The organism is Dactylosporangium vinaceum, from assembly GCF_019904175.1.
GTDB lineage: Bacteria > Actinomycetota > Actinomycetes > Mycobacteriales > Micromonosporaceae > Dactylosporangium > Dactylosporangium vinaceum.
Window position 1 is genome coordinate 4,304,709 of record NZ_CP061913.1, and the last position, 16,398, is coordinate 4,321,106.

Here is a 16,398-nt window from a genome sequence, read left to right on the forward strand (position 1 = left end):
CAAGGGACGGATCACGTGCCGGTGGACGTCCGGCGGAAGAGCAGGACCGTGCCGCTCGCATCCAGATCGGCGGTTACGTCACCGGTCGGCAGCCGTAGCTCGGCATGCCAGGTGCCGTCGGGGTCGCGCCGGATGTCGACGTCGGCCGGGTGGACCGGCTCCACGCCGGTGATCTCACGGCTGGCCGCCCGGACGCGCTGCATCACGGCGGCGGCGTCGAGCGGGGTGCGGGCCTGCCGGCTGCGCCGGCGCAGGTAGGCCGAGGTGGCGCCGAGCGTCGCGAGCAGTCCGGTCCAGGCGGCCTCGCCGGCGAGGTTGGCGCCGACGTCGCGCAGCAGGTCCTGGATCGGACCGCGGGTCTGGCCGGCCCGGCAGAGGGCGGCGACGACCTCCATCTCGTCGGCCACGTCGGCGGCGGGCAGGTCGTCCGGGTCGACCGCGAAGAACACGAGGTGCGCGGCGTCCATGTCGAACGCGCGGGCCAGCAGCGGATCGGGCGTCATGCCTGCGCACTGTACGGCCCGGCTCCGACTGCGCCGTCCACGGGCCACGCCCGGCTTGGTCGGCCGACCGGGATCTTCTTCGGCGTGCTGCATGGCCGGAGGATGTTGAAGATTTCCTTAACTTCGATGTACATCTATTGATTGAGGGTGTGGGCCGTGTGTCAATCGGCAGAGTTCGTTGCCAACCTCCGTACACCCCCGAAGGAGATGCACCGTGTTCACACGACGACTCGGCGCGCTGGCGGCGCTGTCGGCGGCGGCCGTCCTGGTCGCAGCGCTGCTCACCGGCAGCCCCGCCGCGGCGGCCACCGTGACCTATGGCCAGGACGTCTCCGGCCACCAGGGCAACGTGAACTGGTCGGCCCAGTGGAGCGCCGGCTCGCGGTTCGCCTACATCAAGGCGACCGAGGGCACGTACTACACCAACCCGTACTTCGCCCAGCAGTACAACGGCTCCTACGGCGTCGGGATGATCCGCGGGTCATACCACTTCGCGATCCCCGACGGCAGCGGCGGAGCGGCCCAGGCCGACTACTTCGTGGCCCACGGCGGCGGATGGTCCAGGGACGGCAAGACGCTGCCCGGCGCCCTGGACATCGAGTACAACCCGTACGGCGCCACCTGCTACGGGCTGTCGCAGTCCTCGATGGTGAGCTGGATCCGGGCCTTTCTCAACCAGTACCACACCCGCACCGGCCGCTGGGCCGTCATCTACACCACCACCGACTGGTGGGTGACCTGCACCGGCAACTACAGCGGCTTCTGGGCCAACAGTCCATTGTGGCTCGCCCGTTACAGCAGTGCCCCGGGTGCGCTGCCCGCCGGCGCTGCGACGTGGTCCTTCTGGCAGTACTCCAGCAGCGGCCCCTTCGCCGGTGACTCCAACCAGTGGAACGGCGCCCTGGACCGCCTTCGGGTCCTGGCCTGCAACGGCACCTGCTGACCACCTCACCTCCGGCCCGCGCGGGGCGCCGCGGCGACACCCGCGGGCTGGACGGTCACGGTGCCCGGGTAACTTTCACTGCGCATTGTCGGACGTCGATGAAATCTCTACCATCGGAGGCCATGGGCGTCTCCAGATGGACAGTGCTCGCCGCGACCGTGCTCGCCGCGGCCGGACTCACGCCGGTGCTCGTCAGCGGTGCGTCCGGAGCCGCGGCCGTCGCCGGAGGATGCGCCGCCACCGCGCACGTCGACGCGCAGTGGGGCGACGGCCAGGTCGTCACCGTGACCGTCGTCAACACGGCCGCCACGGCCGCGACGAGGTGGGCCGTGAGCTGGACCCCGACCGGCGGGCAGCGAGTCGTCTCGGCCTGGAACGCAGCCGTCACCACCGCGAACGGCTCGATCACCGCGGCCAACGCCTCCTGGAACGGCGCTCTGGCTCCCGGCGCGTCGACGACGTTCGGGATGCAGCTGGCCGGCACCGGTGCGGCACCCACGCCGAGCTGCACGAACGACGCGACGCCGAGCGGTGGCGTCTACGCCACCGTCGCCGACAACGGTGCCACGCTGACGCTCACCGTCGGGCAGACCCTCGTCGTGACGTTGCCCGTCGGCTACCTGCCGCCGACCGCGACCGGCGGCGCGGTCGTACCCGAGCCGGGCGGCGGCGGCTGGCCGACCGGCCAGCCGATCGTGGCCCGCTTCGATGCCGTCGCGCCGGGCACCGCCGAGTTGCGCTCGCAGAGCGACGACCCCTGCTTCCACACGACGCCGCCGTGCGCCCGGCCGGTGCAGCAGTGGCTGCTGCACGTGACAGTCGTACCGGCCGCCGGGCGAACCGTCACCGTCGGGTCGTCCGACAACGCCGGGAGCGTCACACTGCACATCGGCGACACGCTCGTGGTCAGCCTGCCGGCAATGTACGTGCCGCCGACGGCCGTCCCGGCCGGGGTACTCGCCGCGGCGGGCACGACCGGCGGCTACCCGACCGGGCAGGCATTGGTCGCGCGGTACACCGCCGTGGCCGCAGGGCGGGCCGACGTGTCCACCATCTCCGATGCCGCCTGCATCCATGAGCCACTGCCGTGCCCGTCGCCACAGGTACCGTGGCGGCTGCACGTCACCGTCGCCTGATCCAGCCCGCCGGATGCGCGGGTAGAGCTACCACCACCATCAAGCCGGATAGGAGCGCTACTGCCTCGGGCGCGCGCGAACGACATGCTGACCCTGTGCCTGAGCGGCGGGCATGGGAGGGAATCAGGTGTCCATGGCGAGCACTCGGCTGACCGGCGTTCTTTCGCTGCCTCTGGTCCGCGTGGACGCCGGCTCAGACCCCGGTGTCCCGCGGATCCTCCCGAAGGCCACGCCCGCTTCGACGTTCCCCATGCTGCTGCGCCGGGCGGCCACAATCCTCACCGTGCTCGGGCTGGCGATGATTCCCTGGCTGGTGTTCCTGCACAACGGGCTGCCGGGCACTGCTCAGGCGTTGCACTGGGCCTGGACGTGGACGGGTCTGGACAGCTTCGAGGCGCTCGGCCTGCTGTGTACCGGACTGCTCCTCGGGCGCGGCGACCGCCGGGCCTGCCTGACGTCCGCCGCGACCTCGGCCCTGCTGCTTGCCGACGCCTGGTTCGACACCATGACGGCTGCCCCGGGTTCGGACTTCAAGCTGGCGGTCCTAATGGCGGTCTTCGCCGAGTTGCCGCTGGCGGTGGCCTGCTCGGTGCTCGCGATCTGGGCCTTTCCCCGGCCGGGCCGCTGAGCGCAATGAGCGGTCGGCAACCCACGACGGGACCGGCCGCCAACGATGCGCGGCGTGCAAGGCGTCTGGACCGTGCTTCGCCATCGTCCGCGCAATCTCCAGACCGCGAGATCGCTGCAGCAGCGCACGCACGGGTAAGCCGCCCGGGTGACGGCCGGAGTGATCGCAGCGAAGACCAAGATGATCAAGGCAGGGCCCGGGCGGATTGGTGCTTCTCGAAGCAGAGCTGGTTGTACGCTGAGTCGCTGTAGGAGTCGATCTCGTGGTAGCCGTGACTGCGATAGAGCGCTATCGCCTCGCTGAGCGTGTGGTGGGTTCCCAGCCGGATGGTGTCGACACCGTGCGCTGCGGCGTCGGTCTCCAGCTGGCGTAGGAGGCGCCGGCCCAGGCCGAGCCCGCGGGCCTTGTTGTCGATCCACAAGTGCCGGATTTCTGCGGTACTGGCACCCAGCCGGATCCATGCGCCGCAGCCGATGGGCTCATCGCGTTCGCGGGCCAGGAGCAGGCTGCCGGTCATGTCTTCGGGCCTGGTCAAGGTCGCCTGTTCGTAGCCTTCGGGAAAGCGTGTCGCCAGTTCGGCGGCGTACTGCCGCAGACAGCGCCACGCCTGCGGGTCGTCGGCTGCAACGGGTGCGATCGTGATGGTCGCCAGGCGCAGCAGCATCCGCACCTGGTTCTGGGCAGCCGCCAGCGCTGCCTGTTGGTCGGGGTCGAGTGCGCCGAGCAGGCTGACGACGCGGGCGCGTGATCGTCGGTTCAGCGTGTCGCGTTCGTGGCGTCCGGCCTCGGTGAGTTCGGCGATCCCGGCGCGGCCGTCATCGGGGTGCGGCTCGACACGGATCAGTCCCTCTTCTTGTAGGTCCCGCAGAAGCCTGGACAGGTCGCCCGAATCCAGGCCGAGGTGGTCTTGCAACTCACGAACATCTCGGCGGCCGTCGATCTCCCAAAGCAGCCGCGAAGGTCCCAGCGCGCGTTCACTGTCAAGGTAACGATCAGTTAGCAGTCCCAGACGCTCAGTGTAGAAGCGGTTGAAGTCGCGTATCTGTTCGATCACGTCCAGCTCCATCCGTCGAGATTAGCTGACTTAAGTCAGCTAATCACCCGGTCGCAGTACGCAATGTGAGACGCGGCCTCGCGGTCGCCGGGTCCTTATCCCGGTTTCGCCAGCCTATTGATGACATTGGTGGAACGATGTGGGTGTGAGAACTGCGACCACTGACGTGCCTGACATCTCGCCGGTTGCCGGCGAACCGATTGAGCGTGCCGCTGCCGAGCGGCTCGCGGGCGTGCTGAAGGCATTCGCCGACCCGGCCCGGCTGCAACTGCTCAGCCTGATCCAGTCCGCTCCCGAGGGCGAAGCGTCCGTGAGTGACCTGACCGCACCGCTCGGTTTGTCGCAGCCGACAGTGAGTCATCACCTCCGGATTCTCACCGAGGCCGGCCTGCTCGAGCGGGAGAAGCGCGGCGTCTGGGCGTACTACCGCCTGGTGCCGTCCGCGATCGCGGCGATCGCCGACCTGTTGACGCCGCCCCGCAAGCGGGCGACGAAGCGGGCCCGCTGAACTGCGCCGTCGCAGGCCCCGGACAGCCGCCCGCACGCCCGGTACGAAACGCTCCAAGGCCCTCGATCAGGTTTACCGAAGTAGCCGCCGCCGGCGGTGTTCGCTCGCCGGCCGAAGCCGGACCTCGCCGGCGGCCGTTACCCGCGGTACACCTGAACCTGGCGTTCGGTCTCAGCGAAGCCGAGGGCACGATAGAGCCGGATGCCGTCGTTGTCGGGTTCGGCGACGATGACGAGCGTGTGCATACCGGGTCGCTGGAGCGCCCGCTCGCCGGCGTGCCGGATGACCGCTGAGTCCAGGCCGCGGCGGCGGAAGCCCGGGTGGGTCTCGACGCTCTGGAAACGGGCCAGGCCGTGGCCGTCGGTGAAGATGCCGGCGCCGGCCCGCATGCGCCCGTCGACGAATGCCCTCGGGCGGGGCGTCGTAAGCGCAGCGTCGATGACGAACTCGATCTGGTCGTAGCGGGCGGTCAGCGACACATTGCCGTTGACGCCCTGCGCGGGGTCGCTACAACACGGCGGCCGGCACGACAATCACCCGTCGCACGCCCTTGACGTTGACCAGTACCTGCTGCTCCCGCGAGATCCCACCCGCGTAGGTCACCTTGAACCGGTAGGACGCGAGCGCATCCTTCTGCTCCAGCCCCTCGACCCTGCCCTTCATCCGCTTGTACGCATCCCCGCTCGACTCGAACGTCACCGCCGACGCCTGCGGGATCGCCTTGATCGCGTCCTCGATATCCGTCTGGCCGCCGCTGTCCACCTTGACGATGACGCCCCGCTCCGCCTTGGGATCGGCAAACCCACCCGCCGCGTCCCCCGTCACCGACGCCACCTTCGGCATCCCGCCGATCAGGTCGCTGACCGGCTCCACCAGCGCCGCATCGGTGATCACCGCCCGCACCGAATCGGGCAGACCCGACGGATTGAGGTGCTTCGCCGTCTCGGGATCTGTTGACTGCAGCAGCTTGTAAACGTCCTCGCCCGCCTGCAGATGCACCTCGGTCACCTTCGGCAACGACCTCAGTCGCGCCTCGACCGCATTGCGCTGCGCCGTCGTCGCGTCTTCATAGAAGAACACGCTGATGGCGCTCTTGACCGCGGGCTTGTCGCCATCGTTACCGCCGCACCCGCCCACGGACGCAACCGCCACCACGACCGCCAAGACCGTCGTCAATCGCTTCACGCCCGCGATCCTAGTCTTGCTCTTTGACCTTCGGTGGCGGCGGCCTCAGTGTCGTGATTGGACAGTGAGGCGGCCTTCGTTGATCATGTCGTCTCGCCAAGAGACGGCCGCGTCGTTGTCCACCGTCTGAGCAGCGATCCCGAGCCGTGGGCCGGTCGGACGCGGTCGTGGTGAGGTTCGTCACGCGGCTGGCGGTCCAGCGACCGACAGGTTTCGGCGTCGCTGCGCCTCTACGGGTGTGTAGGGCATGCAGAGGAGGACGAGATGCAGAATTCCAAGCGGATCGACGGATCCGTGGCGCTGGTGACTGGGGCCAACCGTGGCATCGGCCTGGCGATCGTACGGGCGCTGCTGGACCGGGGCGCCGCGAAGGTCTACGCCGCGGTCCGTGACCCGCAGACCGTTGCCGCACTGCGCGAGCAGTACGGGGCCCGCGTGGTCGCGCTGAGGATGGACGTCACCGACGGTCACCAGGTGGCCGAGGCTGCGCGCGCGGCCACCGATGTCGACCTGCTGGTCAACAACGCGGGCGCATTCCAGCCGACCGACCTGACCGACGACGCCGTCGTCGCGGTGGCCCGGCGGGAGATGGAGGTCAACTACTTCGGCGTTCTGCGCATGGTGCATGGTTTCGCCGACACGCTGGCCCGGCACGGCGGCGCCATCGTCAACGTCGGCTCCGTCGCCGGCCTGAGCAACGTACCGCTCCAGCCGACGTACAGCGCCTCCAAGGCGGCGCAGCACTCGCTGACCCAGGCGGCGCGGGCCGTGCTGGCCGGACGGGGTGTGCGGGTCCATGGCGCGTACCCGGGGCCGGTCGACACCGACATGACGAAGGACCTCCCGCCGCAGTTCGAGAAGGCCTCCCCGGAGGCCGTCGCGGCGGCGATCCTCGACGGCCTCGAGGCCGGGCACGACGACATCTTCCCCGATGCGTTCGCCGCGGCGCTCGGCGAACAGTTCCAGGCCTCGCCCAAGACGGTCGAGCGGCAGCTGGCCACGATGGTCGCCACCGCAGCCTGACCGCCGCGCGGCGGGCTCCCGCAGGCCGGCGGCCTGCGGGAGCCCCGGACGAAACGGATCAGCTCCAGTGTGCGGTCGACCTCTCGTCGCGGGATCGGTCGTGCTCGGACCGGTTGTGACCGCGCCAGCCCGGTTGCGCCAGCCGTCGAGCCGGAAACCCTCGTCCTCCGCCGGGGTCCTGCACGACACCGTCGAGCGGAGGAGGCGCCGGTCGAGCGTCCCTTTCGGCCCAAGCCCGGTGTCGGTACTTCGGACGGGACGAGGACGTGGGAAGAGAGTGATGCGAGTGGACACAGTGGCTGCCGACCTGATGGCGCGGGCCGGCGACGGCGGCGCGTCTCGGGAGCTGACCGCGGCGCACGGCGCGGAGCTGCTCGGGTTCCGCACCATCGACGTGGCCGCCTCGGCGCGCAGGCGGTAGGGGATCCGACGTGCAGCGATGGATTGCGAGCCCGTCTTGGTCAACGTTCCACCATGCCGGCGTGCGCGGCCTCAGATCATGGCGAGGCGTTCGCGAGCCTCCGGGTCGGCGTCACCGATCCGGGTGAGCAGCCGGTGCAGCAGGCTGCGTAGCTGCTCGACCTCCTCCGGGCTGGTGAGCTCGGCCCCGCGCTGCTCGGTGGCGTTGCCGGCAGTGTTGGCGGCCGCTCCCCGTTCGGTGAGGAAGACCAGTCGGGAGCGGCCGTCCTGCGGGTTCGGGCGACGTTGCAGGTAGCCCGCCCGTTCAAGCTGGTCGACGGCGTGCGCCATGGTCTGCTTCCGGACGCCGGTCCGCTCGGCGAGTTCCTGCGCTCGATGCTGTCCGGCTGACGGTGGTTGACGGGGCCGCCGACGCCGCAGCATTTCGGGCACGACTTCGCACGACATCACCGACCACTTTCGACAGTCTCTGGGCTCTGTACACGCAGGAGCCGGACGTGGCCGGCGTCGTGGCCTGGCCGCAGGTGGGGGAGCAGCAGTGTTACTCGTAGGGAAGAACGCCGTGGTCTACGGGGCCGGCGGCACGGTCGGCTCGGCGGTGGCCCGGGCCTTCGCCCGCAACGGCGCGCGGGTATTCCTGACCGCCCGCAACCCGGAGACGATCGAGGCGCTCGCGCGAGAGATCGTCGAGGCGGGCGGCTCTGCGGAGACCGCCCAGGTCGACGCCCTGGACGAGGTCGCGGTCGAGGGGCACCTCGACGCGGCGCGGACCGCGGCCGGATCGGTCGACGTCTCGTTCAACGCGATCGGGATCGCCCAGCAGGGCATCCAGGGGATCCCGTTGACCGAGCTGTCGGTCGAGGCGTTCGTCCGGCCGATCGTCACCTACACGAAGGCCCACTTCGTGACGGCGCGGGCGGCGGGCCGGCTGATGACGGGCCAGCGCTCGGGTGTGATCATGATGCACACCCCGGAGGCCGCGCGGCTCGGTGTGCCGCTGGTCGGAGGGATGGGACCGGCGTGGGCGGCGCTGGAGGGGCTGAACCGCTCCTTGTCGGCGGAGTTCGGGCGCCATGGCATCCGCGCCGTCTGCATCCGGACCACCGCGATGGTGGAGACCTTCACGGTCGACGTGGTGTACGGCCTGCACGCCGAGGCCATCGGCATCACTCGCGACCAATTCTCGAACCTGATGACCAGGCTGTCGCACCGCCGGCGGCCCACGACCCTGCACGAGCTGGCCGACGTCGCGGCGTTCCTGGCCAGTGACAACGCTTCGGCGATGACGGGCATGGTCGCCAACCTCACGGCCGGCCTCATCGTCGACTGATCGCGTCAGCAGACGCTCAGAACCCGTTCAGCGTTGTCTGGGAGGTTCGTCGGGAGGCCATCGCGGCCCGCCGCCGTCATCGCCGGCCGGGCCGGGACGCCGGGCACTCTCGAGCAACGGAGAACGAATCCAATGGGAAATCAGAACGTCAACCGGCGCACGATCCTCACCGGTGCCGCCGTGGTCGGCGCGGGGGTCGCGGCCGCCGGCATGGTACTGCGGGCCGGCGAGGCATCTGCCGACGTCGGGGCCGCCTCGCGGCCGACGCGCATCACGGTGGCGTCGAAGGACGCCCCCGCCTACATCCGGGAGGGCGCGAACTACGTCTGTACCGGGACGAACGACCAAGACAAGATCAACGCCGCGATCGCCGAGGCGGCCACGGGCGACGCGAGCGGCAACTCCAGGGGCGCGCTGAACGCCGTCGAGCTCTCCGGCGGCCAGTTCTACTGCTCCGGCTCGATCCTGCTGCGTTCCGGGATCGACGTGCAGGGTGCCGGCCCCTTCGCAACGGTGCTCGTGGCGGTGAACCTGACCGCCGCGTCGGGCGCGGGTACCCGCGTCGGGCTGGTAAAACTGGCCGACATCAACGTACACGGCGCGGGTATCCACGATCTGACGCTGGAGGGTGGCAACGCCAGCGGTGGCACCTGCGACGCCCTCGTGTTCACCGGCGACCCGGACCACGACCCGACCGGCTACCCGGACAGCTCGCCCGATCCGTGCTGCTACGCCTACAACCTGTTCGTCGTCAACTTCCGCTCCGCGGGCGTCGGCGGGGCCGGGCGCAGCGGCCTGGTCGCGGAGAAGGACTCGCGCGGCACGTTCTTCCACAGCAGCACCGTGCGCAAGATCTCCGGCGACGCCGTGCTGATGGACTCGCCGGACTCGCACATCGACCGTATGCACATCGGCGGTGTCGACGGCAACGGTGTGCACATCCTCGGCGGCAACGTCAAGGTGACGAACACGAAAGCGTACTACTGCAACACGGCCGGCTTCGCCGTTGAAGGAGACCGCTCGACGCTGTCGGCGGTCGAGGTGCAGGACTCGGCGGTAGGGTTCGACATCAGCGCCAGCCCGGTCGTCATCAGCTCGGCGACCGCCGACAGCTGCTCGGCCGACGGCATCATCGTGCGGGCCAACGGCGTCAACCTGAACGGGTTTCAGGTGTTCGTGCGGGCGAAGGGGCGTTATCAGGACCAGACCCCGATGCAGGCCCGGGGCGTGACGTTCAGGAACACGCCCATCGAGCTGAACATCACCGGCCGGGTGGCGACCGCGAACATCGGGACCAAGGTGACCGGGAGCGTGGGGTCGGGGTCGTACGTCCGGATCACCGGCGGCTCGTCGATCTTCTCGGCCGGCTCCTGACGCGTTCCCGTGCCGGTCGCGGCCCGGCATCCGCCGTGGGCCACGACCGGCACGGGCCGGCGGCGATCAGGCGCTCTGTGCACACCACTGGGACGGCTCGGCCACCCGGACCACCCTGGCCAGCTCGCCGACGAACAGCCGGACCAGCTCCGGCATCCGGTAGCTGTGGGCGTCGACCTGACGGAGGAGGCGTTCGTCGCACAGGTGCTGCAACTGGGTCTCCACGTCGTCGACCCGCCAGCCGGCGGCGGATATCCTACCGGCCTCGTACTCGCGGACGTCGCCCGTGGCGAGCCGGTGCAGCAGGGCAGCGGTGGCACCCGTCCGGTCGAGCTCACCGAGCCGGTCGTAGCTCAGCATCAGGCTGCCACGCATGCTCAGGTCGCCGTCGCGCAGCGTGTCCAGGCGGCGCTGCGGATCGGCGAGCCGCTCGGCGAACGACTCGAGCGACGCGAACCGCTGCCGGGCGATGCGTGCCCCGACGATCTGGATGGCCAGGGGCAGCCCCTCGCAGTGCTCGACAATCGTCCGCGCGGCCTGCGGCTCGGCCGTCACCCGGCCCGGGCCCGTGAGCGCGGCGAGCATCGCCGTCGCCGCCGAGGCCGGCAGAGGGTCCAGCATCAGCCGCTGCACGCCGTGCCGCGGACCGACGGCACCACGCCCGGTCAGCATGGCGACCGCCGGGCCGCGGCCGGGCAGCACACCATCCAGCCGGGCGCCGAGCGGGACGTTGTCGAGCAGGATCAGCAGCCACCGGGACGCTACCAGGGAGCGCAGCCGGGCGGCCGCCTCGGCCGGATCCGCCGGAATCTCGCCGACCGTCACCCCGAGCCCGCGCAGCAGCTGCCCGGCGATCCCGCCCGGGCCGCTACCGGCGGATGCGTGGCGCAGGTCGACGTACAGCTGACCGTCGGGGAACTGGTCCTGCACGGCGTGGGCGGCGTGCAGGGCGAGCGCCGACTTCCCGACGCCCGCGGGGCCGTCGACCGCGATCACCGCCGGGCCACCGTCGGTGCGGAGCATGCTGACGAGCTGCCACAGCTCGAAGGCCCGGCCGTGGAACATCGGCGTGTCGCGGGGCAGCTCTGCCGGGCGGATCAGCTCGGCCGGCGGCGCCGCGGGGTCCGTTGCGCCATCGTCGGCCGGCAGGCCGGCGAGCACGGTGCGGTGCGCCGCGACCAGCCCCGGTCCGGGCTCGATCCCGAGCTGGTCGATGAGCAGCCGGCGGACGTCAGCGAAGACGGCGAGCGCCTCGGCCTGGCGTCCCGAGCCGTGCAGGGCCAGCATCAGCAGCTCGTGCAGCCGCTCGCGCAGCGGATGGGCGGCCGACAACGCGCGCAGCTCGCCGACGAGGCGGGCCGCCGGGCCGGAGGCAAGCTCCGCCGTGATCCGTTCCTCGACCGCGCCCAACCGCTCCTCGAGCAGCGCGGTGACCTCGCCGTGCCCGATCCGGGCCAGGCTGCACTGCCCCAGCGGTGTACCGCGCCACAGGGCCAGGGCGGTGGCGAGCACGCTCGCCCCGCCGGCGTGGTCCGCCGCCCCGATCAGCCGCCGGGCCTGCTTATGCAGTCGCCGGAACTGCATCAGGTCCAGCTCGTCGGGGTGAACGTCGAGGCGGTAGGCCGAGTGCAGCGTCACCAGCCGGCCCGCCTCGCCCTCGGCCGCCAGCGCGGAGCGCAGCCGCGACACGTGGAACTGCAGCACGTTGCGGCTGGTGCGCGGCGGTGCGTCGCCCCACAGCCAGTCGATGAGGTCGTCGACCGGCACCGGCTCGCCGGCCCGCAGCATCAGCGCGGCGGCCAGCGACCGCTGGATCGGTCGGCTGGTCACGAGGAGGTCCGCGCCGCGGACCTCGATGCGCACCGGCCCCAGCAACTGGAAACGCATGGTATTTCCCCCCGTCAATCCTGGGCGCGTCGATCTCGACCCTAACCGGTATTCGCGAGAAGAGATCGGTCCACTGCCGTGCGGAACCGGAAGACCACTGGCGACGCGCCCGGTCGGCACGGCCGGGCGACAGCGGAGGTTCAGCGCACGTACAGCGCCGAAGACCAGGCTGGCCGGGTCGACCGGCCCGAGTTCGGGGCCGTCGCCGGACCGTGATCCCCCCGATGAAAGGTTGACTGCAATGCCGGCAACCCAACCTATCGGACCCTTGCGAAGGCCGCCGGCTTCAGCGCCACCGCGCTCTCCGCGGCGAGCGACCGGCGCCCGAGACCGTCACCGTCGCCGCCGCCTGTCTCGGGACGGTGGTCCGACGGATGTCCTGACCGCCGCCGCGGCCCTCGACAGCGTCCCGCGAACGGTCGCGGTCGGCGCGTAGGAGAGCACCGCGGCCGCCCGCTCGGCCTGCCGCTACCCGGCCGCCGCCGGACCGAAGTACCCGGTAACACCGCCCGGACAGCATCAGCGGATCGCTGACCACACGGAGCCCGGCAGTCCGTCCGTCGAGGCGCCGTCCCTGCTGGGCAGCGTGACCGGCGGCGGCGGACTGCCGGAAGGTCGCTACAGCGGCACGCCGGGCAGGTCGCGGGTGTTGAGCTGATCGAAGACGTATGACGGGGAGCCGGCCGTGGACAGCACCTGGACCAGGTGCTGCGGACCGTCGAGGACCTTGACCGTGACAGTGGAGTACATGCTGTTGTACGCCTTCTGGCTCCGGCGCGACGAGCCGGTGGCGTAGGCGTTCTCCTGCTGGCTCGCCGCGACCTTGGCCGCGTCGGTGGAGGTCCATGCGGTACATACCACGGCCTGAGCGGTGGCTGCCGACGTCTGGGGGCGGCGTACCCCGACCGCGACGGCCGGGACGGCCTTGAACGTCGTGTAGATGTCGGCGGTGACGACATCGCCGAGGCAGTCGACGATTGCCTTGACCCGGGCGTCGGCGGCCAGCGACGTGCCGGCGTCGGTGGTCACGTCGGTGAAGGTGCCCGAGCGGCCGGCGACGAGCACGTCGGAGCCGGTGACCCGGGCCTGGGGCAGCAGCGGCGCGATCGAGGCGGTCAGCGCTTCGTTGTAATCCGTCGGTGCCTTGAGGATGTCACCGTCGAGGGTGTAGCCCAGCTTCTGCAGCGACGATTTCACCAGCGCGGTGTCCTGGCCGCCGTCGATGACCATCACGTGGCTCGGCGGCGCACCGGCGGTGATCGACCAGTTGGCGGCCTTCGTGACGATGCCGAACTGCTCCATCTCCGGGCCGAACGGCTGGGCGCCCCGGACTGACATCTGGCTCCACCGACCCTCGGTCAGCTTGACCATCGCGGCGGTCTCGGAGAACACGATCTGCTTGCGGGTATTGTCCGTGGCCGAGATCCGGCCCAGCGCGGTCAAAAAGGGGGTCGCCGCGGCCGCGGGCGGCTCCTGCGAACCGCAGCCGCTCAGCAAGAGCAGCGTTATGATGATCACCGCAGTCGATCTCATGCGACGGAGGATAGGAACACCTGTCAAGACCTCCGAGTGAGCGGCGGCTTCGGCACGTCCATGACCGTCGTGGTGGTCGGGGGCCGCGACCCGGCCGATATCGGGTGGGCGCGGTCGTACCTCGGGGGCGTCGTCGTTGAAGGTCTTCGCAACCGCACGAACCACTTGCGTTGACGCCGCACTCCACCGAGACCAGCATGATCACGGTGGATGGGCTCAGTCCAGACGCCGCACGTACCCCGATGCTGATCGAGGAGCGGACATGCACGTCCATCTAGTCACAGCGGAAGACCCACTCACGCTCGATGCCCGGGCCCGCGAGCTCATCCGCTTCCCGCAGCTGACCATGCCGTTGCTCGCCGCACTCACGCCCGAGAGCTGGACGGTGACGCACACCGACGAAATCACCCACAACGTCGACACCGCACAACGCTACGACCTGGTGGGTATCACCGCCGCCACGCCTGGCGCGCCGCACGCCTACGAACTGGCCGACGCTTTCCGCGCGAACGGCGTCACGGTGGCGATGGGCGGTCCGCACGCCACGCTGATGCCTGCCGAAGTCGCGAAGTTCGCCGACATCGTCGTGGTCGGAGAGGCTGAGACGGTATGGCCGCGGGTGCTGTGCGACATCGAGCAGGAGGCTCGGTACACCGTCGGTCGGCACGTCATCGACGAGGCCACCGGCGCGAATGTCGAAGTGCTGCCGACCGGTGCCAAGATCTACCGATGTCCGCAGGCGGCCGGTCTCGCCGGCCTGCCGTGGGCCCGGCGCGACCTGATCCGCCACGGCGGCTGGAACGGGTGGTGGGCGACCAGGGGAGCAATCATTGCGACGCGCGGCTGCCCGCACCGATGCGACTATTGCACCATTCCGGTGCTCTACCCCGAGGCCCGCCAGATGCGTTTCCGGCCGGTCGAGGAAGTGGCGGCGGAGGTCGCGGCCATACCCGACAGGGGCATCGTGTTCTGGGACGACAACATCGGCGCCAATCCCCGGTACGCCAAAGCGCTCTTCCGGGCGCTGGCCCCGCTCGGCAAGTGGTGGACCAGCCAGACGACCATGGCCTCGGTCCGAGACGACGAGTTCCTGCGACTCGCCGCCGAGAGCGGGTGCAAAGCGCTGTTCCTGGGCCTCGAGAGCGTCAGCCAGGAAAGCCTCGCCGGTGCGCACAAGGCTCACAACCGGGTGAACGAGTACAAGCAGCTGCTGAAGCGCTTCCATGCGCACGGCATCGCCGTCCAGGCCGGCATCATGTTCGGGTTCGACCATGACACCAGGGACATCTTCGCCCGAACCGTCGACGTCATGGGCGAGATCGGCCTGGACAACGCGACGATCAGCCTGATGGTGCCCTACCCCGGCACACCCGCTTACACCCGGCTGCAGGCCGAGGGCCGAATCGTCGACCACGACTGGCGGCACTACAACGGCAAGACCCACGTCGTGCACCGACCGCTCCTCATGTCGCCCGACGAGCTGCTCGCCGGTTATGAGTGGGCGAAAACCCAGTTCTACCGCCCCCAGCACATCATCAAGCGACTCTTCAAGAGCCGGACGGGGCTGTGGTGGAACATCCCGCGCAACGTCGGCTACATGCGCGGCCTCACGGGCGAGGTCCGTTCACGCGCGGCGATGCATCGGCAGGCGCCGGTGTAGACGGGCCCTATCGTCGGCAGGCCGGGTCGGCCTGGATCTGCTCGCTGCTGCGGCCGGTGACGCCCGGCGGCAGCTTCGTCTCGGGACTGATCCGGCTACAGCGCAGCTGCTCGGTGGTGATGCCGGCGACGTAGTGCAAGTCGATGCCAGCCAGGTTGGCGCCGGCGAGGTCTGCGCCCGTGAGGTCGGCGCCGGACACGTCCGTGGCGAAGAAGTCGGCTCCGGACAGGTTCGCGTGCGACAGGTTCGCCCCGTTCAGGCTCGTGCCGTGCAGCATCGCCTTGCTGAGGTTGGCGCCGGAGAGCTTCGCCTTGCGCAGCGCCGCGTCGGCGAGCGTGGCCTCCGACAGGTTGGCCCGGGACAGGTCGGCAAACATCAGCGACGCCTCGTACAGCATCGCGCGGGACAGGTCCGCGCCGGTCAGGTCCGCCTGCTGCAGGTCGGCGTAGGTCAGGTCGGCGCCGGCCAGGTGTGCCTCCGCGAGGCGGCCGTGCGGCAGGCCGACGACGGCGTCGGCGAGGTTGAGCCCGGCGTTGGCGGGCGCGTACGGGTCGGGGCGGCGGCTCAGCACGATCACGGCCGCCTGCACGTCGACGCTGGTGTTCACCGGAGGATTACCGGCGACCCGCTGTTCCCGCGTCACCGCCGCATGCGTGCGGACGAACGCGCAGATCACCTCGATGATCGCCGGCTCGTCACCGGGCGAGTCGCGCATGAGGCGCTCCAGCGCGTACAGCGCGCCCAGGCGGATACTCAGCCGCTCCGGGCCCTCCTGGCCGAGCTGATCGATGGCGCGGCTGAACCGGTCGGTGATCTGCCCCCGCTCGGCCAGCGCCTGCTGCGCGCGGTTGGCCTCCTGCTGGCGGCGGTTGGCGTCGTTGGTGTAGAACAGGCCGACAGCGACGAGCAGTACCGATATGGTGCCGGCGATCGCGGTCAACGTCTGCCGCCAGTCGGGCCGGATGTCCAGCCGCAGCGGCGCATCGCCGCCCGGTAGCCGCACGGTCCGTCCGGCCCCCGCTCGCCGGGAGCGGCCCACCTTCCGAGCCGTGGTGATCGGGGTGCGTCTCGTGGGCATCCGCTCATCACACCGAGCAGCCGCCCGGAATCCAATCGCCACTCAGCCAGGATCGCCGGCCGAACGCCGCGGCGGCTGTGGCCGTCGGGAGCTTGCGCGAAGGGGTGTATTTCGAGCGGCTCTTCAGACGCCGGTG

17 protein-coding genes are annotated in these 16,398 nt (G+C 70.4%); 9 read left to right on the forward strand and 8 right to left on the reverse strand.

The genetic code is table 11. The annotated features are described in order from the left end of the window. Positions 1-11 precede the first annotated feature (11 nt). A complete protein-coding gene (locus tag Dvina_RS19040) occupies positions 12-503 on the reverse strand; it encodes a hypothetical protein (protein WP_223103810.1) in 492 nt (163 codons plus the stop codon). A gap of 214 nt (positions 504-717) precedes the next feature. On the opposite strand from Dvina_RS19040, the gene Dvina_RS19045 reads away from it, so the two are divergent. The 3 genes from Dvina_RS19045 to Dvina_RS19055 all read left to right on the forward strand — a co-directional run bounded on the left by Dvina_RS19045 (position 718) and on the right by Dvina_RS19055 (position 3,210). After that, positions 718-1,446 carry a lysozyme gene (locus tag Dvina_RS19045; protein WP_223103811.1) on the forward strand — a complete coding sequence of 243 codons (729 nt, stop codon included), beginning with the start codon at positions 718-720 and terminating at the stop codon, positions 1,444-1,446. Between the two features lie 122 nt (positions 1,447-1,568). Next, the gene (locus tag Dvina_RS19050) at positions 1,569-2,582 is read left to right on the forward strand and encodes a cellulose binding domain-containing protein (RefSeq protein WP_246656310.1); all 1,014 of its coding nucleotides are present in this window, start codon (positions 1,569-1,571) and stop codon (positions 2,580-2,582) included. A 133-nt stretch (positions 2,583-2,715) separates the two neighbouring features. Continuing rightward, a complete protein-coding gene (locus tag Dvina_RS19055; RefSeq protein WP_223103813.1) occupies positions 2,716-3,210 on the forward strand; it encodes a hypothetical protein in 495 nt (164 codons plus the stop codon). 184 nt (positions 3,211-3,394) lie between these two features. Here Dvina_RS19055 and Dvina_RS19060 read toward each other — a convergent pair whose 3' ends face one another. Next, complete coding sequence (locus Dvina_RS19060; RefSeq protein WP_223103814.1) at positions 3,395-4,276, reverse strand: MarR family winged helix-turn-helix transcriptional regulator; 882 nt, start codon at positions 4,274-4,276, stop codon at positions 3,395-3,397. Positions 4,277-4,430: 154 nt separating this feature from the next. Between Dvina_RS19060 and Dvina_RS19065 the strand changes: the two genes are divergently transcribed. Next, on the forward strand, positions 4,431-4,772 hold the full coding sequence (locus tag Dvina_RS19065; RefSeq protein WP_223103815.1) for an ArsR/SmtB family transcription factor: 342 nt from the start codon (positions 4,431-4,433) through the stop codon (positions 4,770-4,772). Between the two features lie 137 nt (positions 4,773-4,909). On the opposite strand, the gene Dvina_RS19070 is transcribed toward Dvina_RS19065, so the two are convergent. Together Dvina_RS19070 and Dvina_RS19075 are read right to left on the reverse strand one after the other, a co-directional pair. Next, positions 4,910-5,251 (reverse strand): GNAT family N-acetyltransferase, encoded by a 342-nt coding sequence (locus Dvina_RS19070; RefSeq protein WP_223103816.1) that lies wholly within the window; start codon positions 5,249-5,251, stop codon positions 4,910-4,912. Positions 5,252-5,279: 28 nt separating this feature from the next. After that, the gene (locus Dvina_RS19075) at positions 5,280-5,957 is read right to left on the reverse strand and encodes a permease-like cell division protein FtsX (RefSeq protein ID WP_223103817.1); all 678 of its coding nucleotides are present in this window, start codon (positions 5,955-5,957) and stop codon (positions 5,280-5,282) included. A 264-nt stretch (positions 5,958-6,221) separates the two neighbouring features. Between Dvina_RS19075 and Dvina_RS19080 the strand changes: the two genes are divergently transcribed. After that, positions 6,222-6,980 (forward strand): SDR family oxidoreductase, encoded by a 759-nt coding sequence (locus Dvina_RS19080; RefSeq protein WP_223103818.1) that lies wholly within the window; start codon positions 6,222-6,224, stop codon positions 6,978-6,980. 286 nt (positions 6,981-7,266) lie between these two features. After that, on the forward strand, positions 7,267-7,401 hold the full coding sequence (locus tag Dvina_RS55215) for a hypothetical protein (RefSeq protein WP_281428394.1): 135 nt from the start codon (positions 7,267-7,269) through the stop codon (positions 7,399-7,401). 71 nt (positions 7,402-7,472) lie between these two features. Here Dvina_RS55215 and Dvina_RS19085 read toward each other — a convergent pair whose 3' ends face one another. After that, positions 7,473-7,730, reverse strand: coding sequence for a winged helix DNA-binding protein (locus Dvina_RS19085; RefSeq protein ID WP_246656311.1), 258 nt, complete (start codon positions 7,728-7,730; stop codon positions 7,473-7,475). Positions 7,731-7,938: 208 nt separating this feature from the next. Between Dvina_RS19085 and Dvina_RS19090 the strand changes: the two genes are divergently transcribed. After that, on the forward strand, positions 7,939-8,730 hold the full coding sequence (locus tag Dvina_RS19090) for an SDR family NAD(P)-dependent oxidoreductase (RefSeq protein ID WP_223103820.1): 792 nt from the start codon (positions 7,939-7,941) through the stop codon (positions 8,728-8,730). A gap of 132 nt (positions 8,731-8,862) precedes the next feature. Further along, positions 8,863-10,104: a right-handed parallel beta-helix repeat-containing protein gene (locus tag Dvina_RS19095; RefSeq protein ID WP_223103821.1), complete on the forward strand. Its 1,242-nt coding sequence runs from the start codon at positions 8,863-8,865 to the stop codon at positions 10,102-10,104. Positions 10,105-10,170: 66 nt separating this feature from the next. On the opposite strand, the gene Dvina_RS19100 is transcribed toward Dvina_RS19095, so the two are convergent. Together Dvina_RS19100 and Dvina_RS19105 are read right to left on the reverse strand one after the other, a co-directional pair. Then, complete coding sequence (locus Dvina_RS19100; RefSeq protein WP_223103822.1) at positions 10,171-11,991, reverse strand: AfsR/SARP family transcriptional regulator; 1,821 nt, start codon at positions 11,989-11,991, stop codon at positions 10,171-10,173. A 618-nt stretch (positions 11,992-12,609) separates the two neighbouring features. Further along, a complete protein-coding gene (locus Dvina_RS19105; RefSeq protein WP_223103823.1) occupies positions 12,610-13,524 on the reverse strand; it encodes a hypothetical protein in 915 nt (304 codons plus the stop codon). 262 nt (positions 13,525-13,786) lie between these two features. On the opposite strand from Dvina_RS19105, the gene Dvina_RS19110 reads away from it, so the two are divergent. Then, the gene (locus Dvina_RS19110; protein WP_223103824.1) at positions 13,787-15,184 is read left to right on the forward strand and encodes a B12-binding domain-containing radical SAM protein; all 1,398 of its coding nucleotides are present in this window, start codon (positions 13,787-13,789) and stop codon (positions 15,182-15,184) included. A gap of 7 nt (positions 15,185-15,191) precedes the next feature. Here Dvina_RS19110 and Dvina_RS19115 read toward each other — a convergent pair whose 3' ends face one another. After that, positions 15,192-16,187, reverse strand: coding sequence for a pentapeptide repeat-containing protein (locus Dvina_RS19115; RefSeq protein WP_246656312.1), 996 nt, complete (start codon positions 16,185-16,187; stop codon positions 15,192-15,194). Positions 16,188-16,398 lie beyond the last annotated feature (211 nt).